This window comes from Pseudodesulfovibrio nedwellii, from assembly GCF_027923765.1.
In the GTDB taxonomy this organism is placed as follows: Bacteria; Desulfobacterota; Desulfovibrionia; order Desulfovibrionales; family Desulfovibrionaceae; genus Pseudodesulfovibrio; species Pseudodesulfovibrio nedwellii.
Genome location: NZ_AP026709.1, coordinates 666,699 through 682,205, shown reverse-complemented (window position 1 = coordinate 682,205; position 15,507 = coordinate 666,699). Strand labels below are relative to the sequence as shown.

Genomic DNA, 15,507 nt, shown 5'->3' with positions numbered 1-15,507 from the left:
TTATTTCCCGCCGAACAGGAATTTCTTTTCATTTGCCTGGACAAGAGTTGCGTTTGACACATTGTCCACAAAGGGCAATCTGGATACCTTCACCTGATCTTTACCGGACGATTTCGCTTCGTAAAGCGCTTCGTCAGCCAGGTTGATGAGTTGCTTCTCTGTCATGTTTATTGTGCCTTTGAAACAGGTTAACCCTGCGGAACATGTCACATTGAAGGAAGTTTTTCCATCTGAAGAATAAAATTCTATTTCCTTAAATTCCTTAAGCAAGCGATTCAAAAGTTGCGTTGCCTTGACCACGCCGGAACCTGCCATAATCAAGGCAAACTCCTCTCCACCAAAACGAGAAGCTAGATCATATCGTCTGGTTGAAGCTTGCAGATGTTCAGCAAAACGCGCCAATACTTCATCACCTTTTGTGTGACCATAGGTGTCATTGACGGATTTGAAATTATCAAGATCAAAAATTGCGAGCGATAAAGGCGTTTTGGCTCGTTTTGACCGTTCTATTTCAATGTCAAGAATACGATCGAAAGCTCGTCTGTTCGCCAAGCCTGTCAAAGCATCATGATCGGTCTGATACGATAGGTTTTCTAGCGTTTTCTGTAATTTTCTGAGCTGAGGAAAAGCATCACCGTCGATGGACATGGTCAACCACTGTTGCAAATCGTGCTTTGTCGACAGATCGTCCCATTCTTCCGGGGTAATCCCTTCAAAAAGTCGAAAGACCCAGACAGCATCTGTATCGAGCTTTCCCAGGCATGCCTGGGAAAGACCACACAGTTCCTTCTGGAGCTCAGAAAGTTCAGTGGCGAGTTTCTGTTCAGGGAAATTAATCTTTTTTTCCTTGGGCATGGATGTAGAGTAGGTGGTTTCGAATCATTTCGTCCAGATCTCCGTCCAAAAATGCGTCAACATTGCCGCTTTCACTATTGGACCGGTGATCTTTGACCAAACGATAGGGTTGGAGCGTATAGGTGCGTATCTGACTTCCCCAAGCTATGGCCTCTTTGGCCTGATAATCTTGCCTGCGGCTTTCTTCAATCTTTTTCAACTCCTGCTCATAGAGTCGAGCTTTCAACAAACGCAAGGCTGTTGCCTTATTTCTGTGTTGTGATTTTTCATTCTGACATTGGGCGACAATGCCAGTGGGAATATGTGTGATACGAACAGCGGAACTGGTCTTGTTGACAGATTGACCACCGGGACCACTGGATCGAAAGGTATCTATTCGTAAATCTTCATCCTTGACCTCAATTTCGATGTCATCGTCCATATCGGGATAAACATCTACGGATGCGAAAGAGGTATGACGTCGGCCTGATGAATCGAAAGGAGAAATACGGATCAGGCGATGGACTCCGGCCTCGCCTTTGAGCAGACCATAGGCGAATAGTCCTTCGATTTGAAGGGTGACTGATTTAATCCCTGCTTCATCTCCGGCCTGAAAATCAAGTTGAGAGACTTTGAATCCTTTGCGTTCAGCATAGCGATTGTACATGCGAAGCAGCATTTCCGCCCAATCTTGAGATTCAACACCACCGGCACCAGGATGGATTTCAAGAATGGTATTACTTTTATCATGCTCGAAAGCAAACATGGTTGCCAATTCCGTCCCTGCCAACCGTTCTTTGAGTAAGGCTACCTGCCCATCCAAAGCGGTCAAAGATTCATCGTCCGGAGATTCTTGAGCCAATTCCAGCCATGCCTCAAGGTCTTCCTTGGCTTCGGATAGCCCCTCATACATGTTGAGTTTGGTAGAAAGCTGACTTTTTTCTTTAAGAACAGGGGTAAGAGCTTCGGGTTTATCCCATGCGCCAGGTTTGGAGAGTTCGATTTCTATAGCGTCGAGTCGTTCTTTAGTTTGGGCGTAGTCAAAGACGCCCCCAGAGGGTCTCAAATTGGTCCAGAAGATTCTGGGAAGCACCTTTAAGTTCAGGATATTCAAACATTATTCTATTTTTCCTTTATATCGAATGGCTGTGTAGCCGATAAATCCGAATGCGGCAATGGTCATGGTGTAAATAAAGAAGGTTAGCCAACCAACTATTCGGTGATAGAGCGTTGTTTTATGCAAAGGAGCGATGCCCAAGCTCAAACTCTCAGCTTGAAATTGATTTCCCCTGGCAACGATTCGTCCGACAGGATCAACAAATGCAGAAATGCCGGTATTGGTGCTTCTCGCTAGCCAACGGCCTTGTTCAACAGCACGCATAATTGATAAATTGAGGTGTTGTTGTGGAGCCGAAGTGTTTCCAAACCAAGCGTCATTACTGATGTTAACCAGAATGGTTGCACCCCGTTCCACCTGTTTCTGTGCCAAATCAGGGAATATGGCTTCATAACAAATGAGGACTCCAAGAGCAACGCCATTCACTTTGAGTGGATGGTTATCTGTACCAGGAAGAAAGTTGCCGGCGGCTTGAACTAATTTTTTAAAGGGCATCCATTCTTCGAAGGGCATATATTCGCCAAACGGGACAAGATGTTCCTTGTCATAATGCTGCGTTGTTCTCCCTGTCGTATCCATAAGCCATGCCCGGTTATAGAGCACATAATTATTTTTTTTCATGTTGGTGACATGATACGCCGGGGACCCTGTAATTATGTTGATTTTAGCTTCTCTGGCCAATATTTCGACGCCTTTGCGCAGCGGGGTCATGTTTTGCAAATAAAAAGGCATGGCCGTTTCAGGCCAGATGGCCAAAACAGACTTATGATCTCGCATCGCCTCCAAAGTCAACTTACTGTATTTCTTTACAGTAGCGGCTTGATACGAGGGCGCCCATTTTTTTCCCTGGTCAACATTTCCTTGAATCAGTGAAATTGGGAAATCCGGTGTGCCGGTATCAAAAGTTGTTACTCTGTAGACACCAAATACTGTCAGACAAAGGGTTAAGCCTACAGCAAGCCATAGAGTACTTTTGTATGTGCTGTAGAGCAATAATGCCACGGCCAGCATCGCGAAAACCCCGGAAAGCCCATATGCTCCAAGCACAGACGCGCTTTGAATGGCAAATGGCCACGAGGCGAATGCGGAAGATAAATTAATCCAGGGGAAGCCGGAAAACAACGTTCCCATAAGCATTTCCATGGATGCCCAAGAGAAACCAGCCAACAAACACAGGGGGATGCCGTCAATCTGTTTGCCCGCGTAATACATGCCCACTGAAAATAAGCCAAAGTAGAGACTTATGGATGCGGCGAGCAAAATCGGACAGGGTAGGGCGATGAACCATGGCAACCCTCCGTAGATCTGGACAGGAATAACCATCCAGTAATAACAACCTGTGGCAGCCAATGTCCCAGCGAACCAACCGTATTTAAGGGCTTTTTTCCAAGATGTAGCGCGAAAACCAATCCAGGCAAGCCCGAGAGGAAAGGCCAATGCGGCCAGGGGAAAATGAAACACGGGGTTGGCAAAGCCTATCCACGCCCCGACAGTAGCGATAAGGACCAGTGTTAACACAGCTTACTCTTGTACGAGAGGTTCGATTCTAATAGACCAGATTTGTCGTTCATCGGCTTCAAGGACCGTAAACCGTCGATTGTCGAAAGTGTAGAACTCTCCTTGCTCGGGGATACGACCTGCCATGTCGGCAATATATCCACCGATAGAATCCACTTCTTCGCTTTCAAGATCCAGAGAGCACCGTTCACTGATTTCATCCAGAGGAACACGGCCAGAGACAATGTACGCTCCATCAGGAAGTTCCTGGATTTCTATGGGACGTTCCTGATCATATTCATCAGCAATTTCGCCGACAATTTCTTCGAGCACATCTTCCATGGTGACCATGCCAGATGTTCCACCGTACTCATCCTGCACGATAGCCATGTGGAGCTTTTCCTGTTTAAGAATAGCGAGGACTTCATCCAAAGGCTTTTCTTCATGGACAAAGAAAGCTGGACGCATAAGGCCGTCCACAGACGTATTGTCCAATCCTTGCAAAAGTGGCTCTAAAAGATCTTTAGCATGGACCAGTCCAAAAATATGGTCTTTTGTTTCTCGAAATATGGGGATACGGGAATGAGCGCCTTGATTGGCAATGAGGTCGGCGACGTCTTTTACCGTACTGCCGATTTCGGCACAAACCATGTCCGTGCGTGGAACCATGATTTCTTTGACTTGCTTTTCATCAAGTTCCAAAACGTTGAGCAGCATGGAAACTTCATCGCTTTCAAGCTCTCCGTCCGCTTTGGCTTCGAGGATGTGCTCTTCAAGCTGCTGGCCGTTTGTGCCGAATAGTTTTTTAAAAATAGTAAAAAACCGACTGTCAGATCCTTCGTCCAAGATCAGACTCCTTGAGGTGGGTTGGCAATTCGTTAAATTGTTGATGAAATTACGCAACTGCGTCAGTTCATCGTATTCTTTATATTTAGACAGAGAGTCACTCACTGTCAATACAACGAACCAACGCTTTGGTTACAAGAGGCCGATTTTTTTGAGATGGACTTCAAGACAGGTCAGGGCGGCGGGTGTGATGCCGGATATACGACCGGCCTGCCCCAAGGTCACTGGCTGAACTGAAGACAATTTTTCCACTACTTCACGTGTCAAACCTGAAACGACAGTATAATCAAGATCAGACGGCAGAGAAACATTTTCCATAGTCTTGAACTTGGCAACAAGGTCTGCCTGTTTAACAAGATATCCCTCATAGCGAACCTGAGTCTCTGCTTCACGCAGGACCACTTCATCCAAATCGGCAATGGCCGGATAAAATACTTCCAACTGTTCAATGGTCATTTGTGGTTGACGCAACAGAGCTGCCAACTCGACAGCTTTTCCTGGAACCGAGGCGCCGATATCCTGCATGATTGCACGAGTCGGTGCGTCAGGACGAATACGGATGGACCGCAAAGCTTCCAATGTGGATTGAAGTTGTTCCTGCTTGGCAGAATAGATTGCCCAATGATCGTCGTCAACAAGACCAAGATCACGACCAATGGAGGTTAATCGTTCATCCGCATTGCCTTCCCGAAGTAAAAGTCTATGTTCGGCGCGGGAGGTAAACATGCGATACGGCTCTTCTGTACCTTTGGTGACAAGGTCATCCACAAGTACAGCCATGTAGGCCTGATCGCGAGAAAGCAGGAAGGGATCACGGCCAAGAAGTTTATTGGCAGCGTTAACCGCGGCCCAAAAACCTTGCGCAGCGGCTTCTTCATACCCGGAAGTGCCGTTGATCTGTCCAGCGAAATACAAACCTGAAATATTCTTCGTTTCAAGCGTTGGCTTAAGCTGCGTAGGCGGTAAAAAATCATACTCAATGGCATAGCCAGGGCGAACAATTTGCGCATTTTCCAACCCGACAATAGCGGCAACCATTTTTTTCTGCACATCAAAAGGCAGACTGGTGGGGATGCCGCTTGGATACATTTCGGGACTGTCCAGTCCCTCTGGCTCTACAAAAATCTGATGACGATCCTTTTCTGGAAAGCGGGCAACCTTATCTTCAATGGACGGACAATAGCGTGCGCCAGTGCCTTCGATAATACCGGTGAACATCGGGGAGCGGTCAAAACCGGAACGAATCGCTTCGTGCGCCTTTTCATTAGTGTAGGTCAGGTAGCACGGAACCTGTGGCATAGGCACAGTCTTATTGCGGAAGCTGAATGGAACCGGCGGATCATCGCCCGGCTGTATCTGCATGACATCGAAATTAATAGAATCTTTCAAGAGTCTTGGCGTGGTGCCGGTCTTAAGGCGTCCCAATTCGAAGCCAAGTTCACGCAGGTTGTCTGACAGCTGATTCGAGGCCGGATCGCCCATGCGACCGCCTTTGATGTTTTCCAAACCAATGTGCATAAGGCCACGCAGGAATGTTCCGGTCGTGAGAAGCACGGAACGGGAAGGTAATACTTCATCTAATTCTGTGCGGACTCCACAAGCGTGGCCGTCTTTAGTGAGCACAGCAGCACCGATGTCCTGAAACACCCACAGATTATCCTGAGCAAAAATGGATTTTTGGACCACACGCATATATTCAACGCGGTCAATCTGTGCACGGCTGGACCGAACGGCAGGCCCCTTGCGGGTATTCAAGATGCGGAACTGGATACCGGCGGCATCTGCCCATAACCCTATCATACCACCAAGGGCATCAATTTCTTTGACCATATGTCCTTTGGCCAACCCTCCGATGGCAGGATTGCAGGACAAATGACCAATGCGGTCGGCATTGATAGTCAAAAGGAGCGTTTTAAGTCCAAGTCGGGCAGCGGCCATGGCGGCTTCACAGCCAGCATGACCCGCTCCCACGACAATGAGATCGAATTGATTCGGAAATGGGGCTTTACGCTGCATTTGCTTTTTGCATCCGTCTATTTAGACAAGAGGATATCACCAATGACTTTGGCGTCATTGATAGTATTTTTTATAGAAGCCCACTCATTGGGCTGGTGTGCGCAATGGTTCAAAGTGGCCCAGACAACGGCCTGATATTCTTTACGGCGCAGGAATGCAGCAACAGTACCACCGCCGACGCCAACAGTACGAGGATTGTTGTTATAAATCTTTTTGATGGATTTAATAGTCTTGACCGCAATTTCGCTGTCGACTGGTGTGGCAGGAGCTGCCTGTTCGGCCTGAACGGTCTCATAGGAAATGGTCACGCCATGTGTTTTTTCCACTTCAGAACCAAAGTCACGGATAGTCTTCAGGATTTCTTCGACGTCATATTCAGGCATGACGCGGCTATCAATGTAAAAAACATCACGGCCTGGAAGAGTGTTGATATTGGCCACGTTTGCCTCTTTCATTGTGGGCTGGAACGTGGAGCAGGGCGGGTCGTAAATAGGGTTCTCGGCATCGTAGATGCTTTCAAGTTCCTTAATACGAAGAATAAAGTCTGAAGCAGCAACCAAAGAGTTCACACCCTGATATGGGGTAGATGCGTGGCACTGCTTGCCCTCAACAATAACCTTGAGCCAAAACATGGACTTTTCTGCGACTTCAACCATTTCGGAAGTCGGTTCACCAAAGTCGGGAACCAGGAAAAGATCATCTTTGGCGAATATTTCTTCATGTTCCTTAACCAGATATTCCAAACCAAAGCCGCTGCCGGTTTCTTCGTCTGCCACGAAGATAATACCGTAGTTAACTTCTGGGGTAACTTTTAGATCAAGCAAAGCTTGAGCCGTCAGGAGCGAAGAAACAATACCCTGCTGATTGTCTTCAACGCCTCGCCCAATGATTTTATCTCCATCACGAACTAACGTGTAGGGATCAGTATCCCACAGAGCCAAGTCGCCCGGAGGGACGATGTCGATATGCGAGATGACCCACAAGGTCTTTTCCGTATTTTTACCGGGGATGATTGCCGCAACGTTTGGACGGTAACCGCAGGAAACGTCCTTGGCTGGGGCATTATACTCGCGAATATCTTCAATACCCATGGATTTAAGATGAGCGATCAGAAAGTCAGCTTTGTCTTTTTCACCGTCACCACCATTCATCGGTCCAAGGGCGGGAATAGCAGTAAGCTTGGTTTGCAGTTCGACAACTGCTTCAGACTGTTTGTCCAGTTCGGAAAAGAGAGCATCCATGTGGGGCCTCCGGTTTATTTTCAATAAAATAACCCAAAAAACAATTCATACAAACAAAAAAAAGGCGGGGACTTGCCCCGCCTTTTTTAAAAACTTTAGCCTAGCGGCCGCGAGCAGCGCGCTTGGAAGCCTTCAACGGGTTGACCTTGACCTTACCGGCCTTGTCAACATCTGCGCGGGCGTGAGTGGCGAAGTTGCAGACGCCTTTGCTCCACTTGGTTGCGGGCTGTGCGTAGGTCGGGCAGTACTTTTTGTCTTCAAAGGAGACAATACGTTCACAACCTTCACATTTCTCATCAATGGTTTCCATAATAACGCCCTTGTAGGTCAGACCTGCATCGGTCATGACAGCGCCTTCCAGGGAAACGGTAACTTTCTTTTTAGCCATTTGGTGCCTTCCTCCTAAAAATAATGCGGCTCACGGGATGCCAGCGGCATAAAAATTTCATATTAATGCAAGAGCAGAATTCGATATGCACCCAGAGTGGGTGTTGTCAAGTTTTTTACGACATTTTTTTTATTTTTTCGCCTTAGTTCGAACCCACTCAACCGCACTAAAAGCGTTGTCTCGCAAGGCTTGCACGTCGATAGTTCTGAAATCTCCATAAAGATAGAGAATTTCTCCAGCGACCATGGTCATGCACACTTCCATGCCTGTTGCAGCATACACGGCATGTGAAACCGGCGAGAACATTGGCATAAGATTTGGACTGCCTAAATCAAGTGCTATCATGTCCGCAGGGCACCCCTTTTCGATACGTCCAAGTTCAGGCCAACCGAGACAGCGGGCTGAGTTGACAGTCGCCATATCAAGAGCGGTTTGTGCGTTTACTGCCGAGGCGTCCTCATGACGAACTTTGCCGATCAAAGCTGCCAAAGCCATATCTCGAAACATATTAAGTTGATTGTTGCTCGAAGCGCCATCTGTTCCCAAGCCGACCGTTACACCAGCATCCACCATTTTTTGCACTGGTGAAAGACCTGAACACAACTTGAGATTGGAAGCCGGGTTGTGGACAACATTCACGCCGTTTTCTGCGAGGGCCGTGATTTCATCATCTGTTACGTCAACACAATGATGAAGGGTGGTTCGTGGCGTCAACAAGTTGAGAGAACGGAGGAGTTCCACAGGACGCTTGCCATGCTTTTCGAGACAGACAGCTGTTTCAACAGGGGATTCCGCTAAATGTACTTGCCACGGGATGTCCAGATCGGTAGCTAATTGAAAGCTGGCCTGCAATTCATCTGGATTTACCGTGAACGCAGCGTGGGGGGTAACAGCCGTCCGAATTCGTGAATTTTTGTCATATCGGGCATCCAGTGTGCGTATTGTATCCCAACAGTCATTGGCCGTGGGGAAATGCGGTGAAGGAAAATGAAAAAAACCTTCGCCTAAAACCGCTCGCAACCCGGCTGCATTGGCCGCGTCACCTGTGATATACTCGTGGAAATAACCATTAAGGAACGCTGTGCAGCCAGTCCTAATCAATTCACAGCACCCAATGTCCGCACCAATGGAAAGAATTTCATCAGTTAATTGAAATTCCACGGGCCAGATATGGTCTTCGAGCCATTCCATGAGCGGAAGATCGTCGGCATAGCCGCGGAAAAGCGTCATGGGTAAATGCGTATGTCCGTTGACAAGTCCGGGCAAAAGCATCTTGCCAGCCATATCCAACCGTTGAGTCGGTTGAAATTTAGCTTCCAATTCATTATATCCGGCGACTTCCACGATAAGGCCATCAGTGATAGCCACGCCGGCACTGGTAATGACCCGACGGTCCGTATCCTGTGTAACAACAACATCCGCCCGAACAAGCAGGTCGCATTTTGTCGGAACGGACGCAGTGATTTGATTGGTATTCATTAAAATCAATCGATATTTTTAATGGCTTCGACAAGCAGGGAGGTAACTTTTTCCACATTTCCTTGAAAGACTTCAAGAATTTCTTCCCAGGTCACGGGGGCTTCATCGGTTTTCCAGCAATCGTAATCAGTGGACATAGCTACTGCGGCATAAGGAATACCGGCCTCATTGGCGAGTATACATTCAGGTGCGACAGACATGTTGATCACATCGGCACCCCACATGCGAAACATATTGGATTCAGCCCGAGTGGAAAATCGGGAACCTTCGATAGTAATAACAGTGCCAGCCTTGTGATGTGTGAGATCAAGTGAATCGCACGCCTGATTGAATACACCACGCAATGTCTTATCAAAAGGATCCGCCATACCGGTATGAACAGCGCCATGCGGTTCGAATTCTTCGTAAAAAGAAACGGGGCGGCGGCGAGTGAAATCAATGAACTGATCAAGAATGACAAGATGTCCACGGTCAATCTCTGCACGCAAGGATCCACAGGCAGTTGTCGCAAGAATTAAAGTGCAACCAGCATCCTTTAACGCTTGAATGTTGGCGCGATAGTTAACGAAAGTAGGTGGAATCGTGTGCTCACGACCATGTCGTGCAAGCAGAACGACATTTTTTCCTGCAATGGTTCCCATTTTGAGCGGGGCAGAGGGGCTACCATAGGAAGTCTCCACTTCAACATCGTGTGCATCCTGCATGAGGTCCGGGTTATCCAGTCCGCTCCCGCCGATGATGCCTATTTTGGTCATGACGTGTCCTTATACTATACTTCAATGAGAAAATCGTGATCAACCCCAGCAGCTTTCATGACCTTGTCGCCATCAAGAAATCCGAGTTGAATGACAAAACCACAGCCGACGATTTCTCCGCCTGCCTCTTTGACAAGTTGTACCATGCCTTCCGCTGTACCGCCGGTCGCCAGCAGGTCGTCAATCATCAGAATTTTGTCGCCCGGATCAACGGCATCGACGTGCATGCACAGAGTGTCTGAACCGTATTCAAGGTCATAAGTGACGCAACGGTTCTTGAAAGGAAGCTTGCCGGGCTTACGAACAGGAATAAACGGAACACCCATTCTCAAGGCCAATGGTGCGCCGAATATAAAACCACGAGCATCGGCTGCCACTATCTTATCTGCCCCGCAATTCTTGTACTTTTCATAAAGTTGGTCCATGACATATTGAAATGCTTCGGGACTGCTGAGAATCGGAGTTATATCGTAAAAGGTGATACCTTTTTTGGGGTAATCGGGAATGTCTCTCACATAATGGCGTAAATTCATAAAATCCTCCTAAAAAATAGATAACGAAGACTCATACGTTTTGAATTTATATGGTGTCAATGATGTTGCCAGATAAATGGTGTTCCGCTATCCATGACACACGGAGAAAATAAATGTCTGACGAACGACCAAAACACAGGGCCAAGAAAAGTCTAGGCCAGAACTTTCTCAAGGATCAAAACATCTGCCGTAAAATTGTGGATGCTATTGTTCCGACAGAAAATGACTATATTATAGAAATTGGACCAGGGCGGGGCGCCTTGACGGAATTTCTCGTGGAAACGGATGCAAGCAAGCTTGTCGCTCTTGAAATGGACGATGAACTGGCGCTGCGCCTTGATGAGAGATGGCCAAATTTGGAAGTCATCAAAATGGATGCTCTGAAATTCCCTTGGGAATCGCTCAATGAAAGGCCGTGTAAAATCATTGGCAACTTGCCATACAATGTCGGCTCAAAATTAATTTGGGATATTGTCAGCAAGGTGAATACGCTACAAATGGCTGTATTCATGGTGCAGCATGAAGTTGCAAATCGCTTGACGGCACAACCGGGAACCAAAGCGTTTGGGGGGCTGACTGCATGGGTGAAGAATTATTGTACTACCACTTATTTGTTTAAAGTACCGCCCACCGTGTTCCGACCTCAACCTAAAATTGATTCAGCTGTCGTTCGATTCGCCCCGCTTCCTGTTGAGGAATGGCCTGCTGATCCCAAAAAATTATCCGAGTTGATTAAACTCCTTTTCCAACAACGCAGAAAACAAATTTCAACCATTTTGAAAAAACGATGGAATGATTCAATCGAAGAGTGGTTTGAATTAGAAGGTGTCAGTCCAAAGGTTCGTCCTGAAAATTTGACTCCAAAACAGTTTTCCAGCCTATCAGAACGACTTTAGTTCATTTTTTCACAACAAAAAGGCCGTTCCCTATTGACTTGAGAGGGAAAATACTGTTTCTGATTAAATTCACTGAGTTTAAAAAACCCCGAAACCTTGATAGGACATAGGTTTTTTCGTAGTATTTGAGCGACCGGACTGGACACAGCCCGAAAGTTCATTTAAAGCCGGAGGGGTGAGTTGTTGAAGGAAACAAGATGCGAGTACAGTTTCATCTCTGTCCGCATTTTTACCCAGATACGTAAAGGAATTATTTCATTGAGGAGGAAGGACTGATGACAAAGGCTGAATTGGTTGTCAAAATCGCGGAGAAGGCGAACCTGACCAAAGCGAATGCAGAGCGCGCTCTGAATGCTTTTCTGGATACCGTCGAAGGTACCTTGGTCAAAGATGGCAAGCTGACACTGACTGGTTTCGGCACTTTCGTTGTGGAAGAACGTAAAGCTCGTGTTGGCCGTAATCCCCGCACTGGCGCTGAAATCAAGATCCCGGCCACCAAGGTCGTCAAATTCCGTCCCGGTAAGATCCTCAAGGACGCCGTTAAATAATTTGGAGACAACCCTATGATGATTCATGGTGAAACCGTTCATAGCCCGCTTTTTCAGGACCTTCCCTGGTGGATGCCCGACCATTTCGTATTTTTCGGCGTCCTCTATGTCGTTCTCGGCGTCCTTGGTGTTGCGCTGGCCGTCACAGTCCTGCAGTCCATGCGAGATGCAAAAAACGCTGAACATTAAAATATGATTTTATTAGACAAATTAGGCCTGTCGAGAAAAATCGATAGGCCTTTGTCTTTGCGGAGTATGCGAGATATTTTTATATTTATCTATTGCAATCCAATTTTGATACGTATATGTAGTATCTCTTATTTCGCTCGCCCGCCAAAGGCGCGGGCAGTTCACCGAGGAGGTGATTTACTTTGCCGGGTGTTTACTTTGACGATAATGACAATTTCGACATCTCTCTGCGTCGCTTCAAGAAGCAGGTAGAGAAGGCCGGGATCTTGTCCGAGCTGAAAAAACGTCAGCACTACGAAAAGCCCAGCGTGCAGAAGAAGAAAAAGAAAGCTGCCGCTAAGAAAAGGCTTGCAAAAAAAATGCGCAAAATGCGTAATATGTAGTTATGAGTCTGTCACAACAAATAGACAAAGACTACATCGAGGCCTACAAGGCTAAATCGACGGTAAAAGTGGCCGTCTTGAGACACCTCAAGACGGCCATTAAAAACCGCATGGTCGAAGAAAGGTCCGATGGTCTTCCCGACGATGTCGTTCTTGATCTCATTGCTAAGCAGGTCAAGCAACGCAAGGATTCCTTTGATCAATACACCAAGGCTGGCAGAGATGATTTGGCTAAGATTGAGGCCGAAGAACTTGTCGCCCTGGATTCGTATCTCCCCCAATCATTGTCCGATGAAGAGTTGGAAGTAGCTATTGAGAAGGCCATTGCCGATCTCGGAGCCTCTTCCATGGCCGATATGGGCAAGGTGATGCAAGCTGTTCTCGGCGCGCACAAGGGGCAGGTTGACGGCAAAAAAGCTAGCGGACTGGTCAAATCCAAGCTTTCCTAACTTCCCAACCAAACGGCTCACAGATGGAATCCAGAACATTCCACGTATTGGAGTTCCCCAAGATTCTCGGGGCGCTGTCCGGTTTCGCTGTTTCCGAACCCGGCGCTTCGTCGTGTTTGGAAATCCGGCCACTTACTACCTTTAAAGAGGTTTGCACTGCCGGAGTCCTTTTTGAACAGGCTACGGCCTGGGTTGGAGAATCCGGTTTTAAACTTCGTCCTTTCCCTGAAATGGATGTCATATTTCCGCACCTTGAAAGTGACAAAGCCGTTCTCGACCAAGACGCGCTTTTTGCTCTTAAAGTAATATTGGAAATGGCCAAAACCGCTCGAGAATCTCTTGAACGATTTGAGGAAAGGGAGTGGGATACTCTCACCGAAACTTTATTCGCATATGCGTGGCCTCAGAAAACCGTTTCCGGTATAGGCAGATGTCTTGATGTGGAAGGGCAGATCAAGGACGAAAGTTCACCTGATTTGTTAGCAGTCCGTCAGGAAATTCGTTCTATCCATCAGCGATGTACTAAGCGGGTCAAAGATTTTATTATTCAGCAAAACATGAGTTCGGCTATGCAGGACGAATTCATGACGGTCTCCTCAGATCGATATGTCCTGCCCATCAAAGCGAACTACAAGAACAAAACCAAGGGCATCATTCACGATTATTCGCAGACTGGTGAAACTTGCTATTTTGAACCAATGTTTCTTGTTGAGACCAATAACAGACTCCAGGAATTGAAGCGGGAAGAACGGGAAGAGGAATATAAAGTCCTCCTGTACCTGACCGGGCTTATTCGCAGCGAATTTCAAGAGGTTTATGGGGCTTATCAAGGACTTGTGTCTCTTGATGTCCTCATGGCCAAAGTTGAACTTGCTCAGTCATATAATGGACGCACAATTCAAGTCGTTGAAAACGGGACGCCCAAACTGATCAAGGCTCGGCACCCTCTTTTAGCCCTGACAGACGACTCCGTACAGCCTCTCAGCATCGAATTGCTGGAAGGGCAAAAGGCGATGATCGTCAGTGGTGGTAATGCTGGTGGTAAAACTGTTTGTTTAAAGACAGTCGGTCTTATAGGATTAATGACCTTTGCCGGCTTGCCGGTTCCTGCAGCAGAAGGCAGCCGACTGCCATTTTGGTCTGAAATTTTTGTCATCATGGGCGATGAACAGAGCCTTGAAGAAAACGTGTCCACTTTTACCGCACAGATTCAATATTTGAAACGAGTATGGGATCTGGTAGGAAGCCAATCTCTTTTCATCCTTGATGAATTTGGCGCTGGCACCGACCCTACACAGGGGGCAGCTTTGGCTCAGGCTGTCATTGATTCTTTGGTCGAACGAGAAACAACGACCTTTACGGCCACTCATTTCCCGGCCTTGAAAGCCTATGCCATGTCTAAAGAATCCGTTCGCGCCGCAAGCGTGCTGTTTGATCCCGGTACCAAAAGGCCATTATTCAAATTGGCCTATGATCAGGTTGGTGCATCCATTGCTCTGGATGTGGCCAAAGAACACGGATTGCCTCTCGAAATTCTATCTCGTGCAGAAAAGTATCTCCTTTTGGACGGCTCTGATACCACATCAGTGCTGGATCGTCTTAATGCAATGGCGGTCAAAAAAGAAGATGAACTGGATGCCATCGAGAAAGAACGGGGCAAAATTGAACAAAAACGGGTCAAACTGGAAGCAAATTTCGAAAAGAAGCGCACCAAATTGCTTGCCGACATCCAAAATAGTGCCCAGGATGTGGTTAAGCAATGGCAAGCCAATAAAATAGGCCGAAAAGAGACACGAAAAAAACTCGCACAAGTTCGCATGCAAATTGAAGAAATAGGGACTGAACGTAAAAAAGCTCCTGCCTTTTCCTTTGCAGACATTGTCCCGGGCAAAAAAGTATCGTATCTGGCTTGGAACAAGACTGGCACCGTGCTTGAGATTAACGCAAAGAAAAAACAAGCCAAAGTCGATATCAATGGTGTCGCCATGTGGGTCAAGGCAGAACACCTTGGGCCGGCGGGCAAGACACAGAAGACCACATCCAAAGGGTTAAAAGCGACAGCCTCGACTCCGGATGATCTCGTTGTTGAAGTGGATCTCAGAGGTAATCGATCAGATGTAGCTATCAGTGAATTGGAGCGAGCTATTGACAGGGCTTTGCTCAAAAGCGCTGGAAAACTTGAAATTGTTCATGGTCGTGGAACTGGAGCGTTGCGACGCGAAGTCCACGAATTTTTAAAATATTATCCTGCGGTAGAAAAATTTTCCCTTGCACCCGAAGATCGGGGCGGGGACGGTATGACCGAAGTGAAACTCAAGTAATAGCTCGAGTTTGGA

The 15,507-nt window shown here is 47.2% G+C and carries 16 protein-coding genes; 6 read left to right on the top strand and 10 right to left on the bottom strand.

Annotated features, from left to right (window positions below; all coding sequences use genetic code 11):
* The 10 genes from SYK_RS03265 to SYK_RS03220 all read right to left on the bottom strand — a co-directional run bounded on the left by SYK_RS03265 (nucleotide 1) and on the right by SYK_RS03220 (nucleotide 10,706).
* Nucleotides 1-855: a GGDEF domain-containing protein gene (locus SYK_RS03265; protein WP_281762186.1), complete on the bottom strand. Its 855-nt coding sequence runs from the start codon at nucleotides 853-855 to the stop codon at nucleotides 1-3.
* A protein-coding gene (prfB, locus tag SYK_RS03260) for a peptide chain release factor 2 (RefSeq protein WP_281762185.1) occupies nucleotides 833-1,952 on the bottom strand; the annotation gives its coding sequence in 2 pieces (ribosomal slippage) (nucleotides 833-1,876 and nucleotides 1,878-1,952; 1,119 coding nt in all). Before prfB ends, SYK_RS03265 begins: the two co-directional genes overlap by 23 nt.
* Nucleotides 1,952-3,469, bottom strand: coding sequence for an apolipoprotein N-acyltransferase (lnt, locus tag SYK_RS03255; RefSeq protein WP_281762184.1), 1,518 nt, complete (start codon nucleotides 3,467-3,469; stop codon nucleotides 1,952-1,954). Before lnt ends, prfB begins: the two co-directional genes overlap by 1 nt.
* A 3-nt stretch (nucleotides 3,470-3,472) precedes the next feature.
* Nucleotides 3,473-4,294 (bottom strand): hemolysin family protein, encoded by an 822-nt coding sequence (locus SYK_RS03250; protein WP_281762183.1) that lies wholly within the window; start codon nucleotides 4,292-4,294, stop codon nucleotides 3,473-3,475.
* Between the two features lie 132 nt (nucleotides 4,295-4,426).
* Entirely contained in the window at nucleotides 4,427-6,310 is a 1,884-nt protein-coding gene (gene mnmG / locus SYK_RS03245) for a tRNA uridine-5-carboxymethylaminomethyl(34) synthesis enzyme MnmG (RefSeq protein WP_281762182.1), read from the bottom strand.
* Nucleotides 6,311-6,327: 17 nt separating this feature from the next.
* Nucleotides 6,328-7,551, bottom strand: coding sequence for a M20 family metallo-hydrolase (locus SYK_RS03240; protein WP_281762181.1), 1,224 nt, complete (start codon nucleotides 7,549-7,551; stop codon nucleotides 6,328-6,330).
* Between the two features lie 100 nt (nucleotides 7,552-7,651).
* On the bottom strand, nucleotides 7,652-7,939 hold the full coding sequence (locus tag SYK_RS03235) for a PxxKW family cysteine-rich protein (protein WP_281762180.1): 288 nt from the start codon (nucleotides 7,937-7,939) through the stop codon (nucleotides 7,652-7,654).
* 129 nt (nucleotides 7,940-8,068) lie between these two features.
* A complete protein-coding gene (locus SYK_RS03230; protein ID WP_281762179.1) occupies nucleotides 8,069-9,418 on the bottom strand; it encodes an amidohydrolase in 1,350 nt (449 codons plus the stop codon).
* Nucleotides 9,419-9,423: 5 nt separating this feature from the next.
* Nucleotides 9,424-10,173, bottom strand: a complete 750-nt coding sequence (gene mtnP / locus SYK_RS03225) for an S-methyl-5'-thioadenosine phosphorylase (RefSeq protein WP_281762178.1) — start codon at nucleotides 10,171-10,173, stop codon at nucleotides 9,424-9,426.
* A 14-nt stretch (nucleotides 10,174-10,187) separates the two neighbouring features.
* Nucleotides 10,188-10,706: an adenine phosphoribosyltransferase gene (locus SYK_RS03220; RefSeq protein ID WP_281762177.1), complete on the bottom strand. Its 519-nt coding sequence runs from the start codon at nucleotides 10,704-10,706 to the stop codon at nucleotides 10,188-10,190.
* 113 nt (nucleotides 10,707-10,819) lie between these two features.
* On the opposite strand from SYK_RS03220, the gene rsmA reads away from it, so the two are divergent.
* From rsmA to SYK_RS03190, 6 genes are all read left to right on the top strand, one after another.
* On the top strand, nucleotides 10,820-11,602 hold the full coding sequence (gene rsmA, locus SYK_RS03215; protein ID WP_281762176.1) for a 16S rRNA (adenine(1518)-N(6)/adenine(1519)-N(6))-dimethyltransferase RsmA: 783 nt from the start codon (nucleotides 10,820-10,822) through the stop codon (nucleotides 11,600-11,602).
* Nucleotides 11,603-11,877: 275 nt separating this feature from the next.
* Nucleotides 11,878-12,150, top strand: a complete 273-nt coding sequence (locus SYK_RS03210) for an HU family DNA-binding protein (RefSeq protein WP_281762175.1) — start codon at nucleotides 11,878-11,880, stop codon at nucleotides 12,148-12,150.
* Nucleotides 12,151-12,165: 15 nt separating this feature from the next.
* Nucleotides 12,166-12,339, top strand: coding sequence for a hypothetical protein (locus tag SYK_RS03205; RefSeq protein ID WP_281763300.1), 174 nt, complete (start codon nucleotides 12,166-12,168; stop codon nucleotides 12,337-12,339).
* 182 nt (nucleotides 12,340-12,521) lie between these two features.
* The gene (gene rpsU, locus SYK_RS03200; RefSeq protein WP_163809588.1) at nucleotides 12,522-12,722 is read left to right on the top strand and encodes a 30S ribosomal protein S21; all 201 of its coding nucleotides are present in this window, start codon (nucleotides 12,522-12,524) and stop codon (nucleotides 12,720-12,722) included.
* Between the two features lie 2 nt (nucleotides 12,723-12,724).
* On the top strand, nucleotides 12,725-13,171 hold the full coding sequence (locus SYK_RS03195) for a GatB/YqeY domain-containing protein (protein WP_281762174.1): 447 nt from the start codon (nucleotides 12,725-12,727) through the stop codon (nucleotides 13,169-13,171).
* A 23-nt stretch (nucleotides 13,172-13,194) separates the two neighbouring features.
* Complete coding sequence (locus tag SYK_RS03190) at nucleotides 13,195-15,492, top strand: endonuclease MutS2 (protein WP_281762173.1); 2,298 nt, start codon at nucleotides 13,195-13,197, stop codon at nucleotides 15,490-15,492.
* The last annotated feature ends 15 nt before the right edge of the window (nucleotides 15,493-15,507 follow it).

Bases quoted from the DNA above. Each gene is read 5' to 3' on its own strand.
- SYK_RS03235 (WP_281762180.1), bottom strand. From the start codon at position 7,939: ATGGCTAAAAAGAAAGTTACCGTTTCCCTGGAAGGCGCTGTCATGACC.
- SYK_RS03220 (WP_281762177.1), bottom strand. From the start codon at position 10,706: ATGAATTTACGCCATTATGTGAGAGACATTCCCGATTACCCCAAAAAA.
- SYK_RS03190 (WP_281762173.1), top strand. From the start codon at position 13,195: ATGGAATCCAGAACATTCCACGTATTGGAGTTCCCCAAGATTCTCGGG.
- mnmG (WP_281762182.1), bottom strand. From the start codon at position 6,310: ATGCAGCGTAAAGCCCCATTTCCGAATCAATTCGATCTCATTGTCGTG.
- SYK_RS03265 (WP_281762186.1), bottom strand. From the start codon at position 855: ATGCCCAAGGAAAAAAAGATTAATTTCCCTGAACAGAAACTCGCCACT.
- SYK_RS03240 (WP_281762181.1), bottom strand. From the start codon at position 7,551: ATGGATGCTCTCTTTTCCGAACTGGACAAACAGTCTGAAGCAGTTGTC.
- rsmA (WP_281762176.1), top strand. From the start codon at position 10,820: ATGTCTGACGAACGACCAAAACACAGGGCCAAGAAAAGTCTAGGCCAG.
- SYK_RS03205 (WP_281763300.1), top strand. From the start codon at position 12,166: ATGATGATTCATGGTGAAACCGTTCATAGCCCGCTTTTTCAGGACCTT.
- SYK_RS03230 (WP_281762179.1), bottom strand. From the start codon at position 9,418: ATGAATACCAATCAAATCACTGCGTCCGTTCCGACAAAATGCGACCTG.
- SYK_RS03210 (WP_281762175.1), top strand. From the start codon at position 11,878: ATGACAAAGGCTGAATTGGTTGTCAAAATCGCGGAGAAGGCGAACCTG.
- mtnP (WP_281762178.1), bottom strand. From the start codon at position 10,173: ATGACCAAAATAGGCATCATCGGCGGGAGCGGACTGGATAACCCGGAC.
- SYK_RS03195 (WP_281762174.1), top strand. From the start codon at position 12,725: ATGAGTCTGTCACAACAAATAGACAAAGACTACATCGAGGCCTACAAG.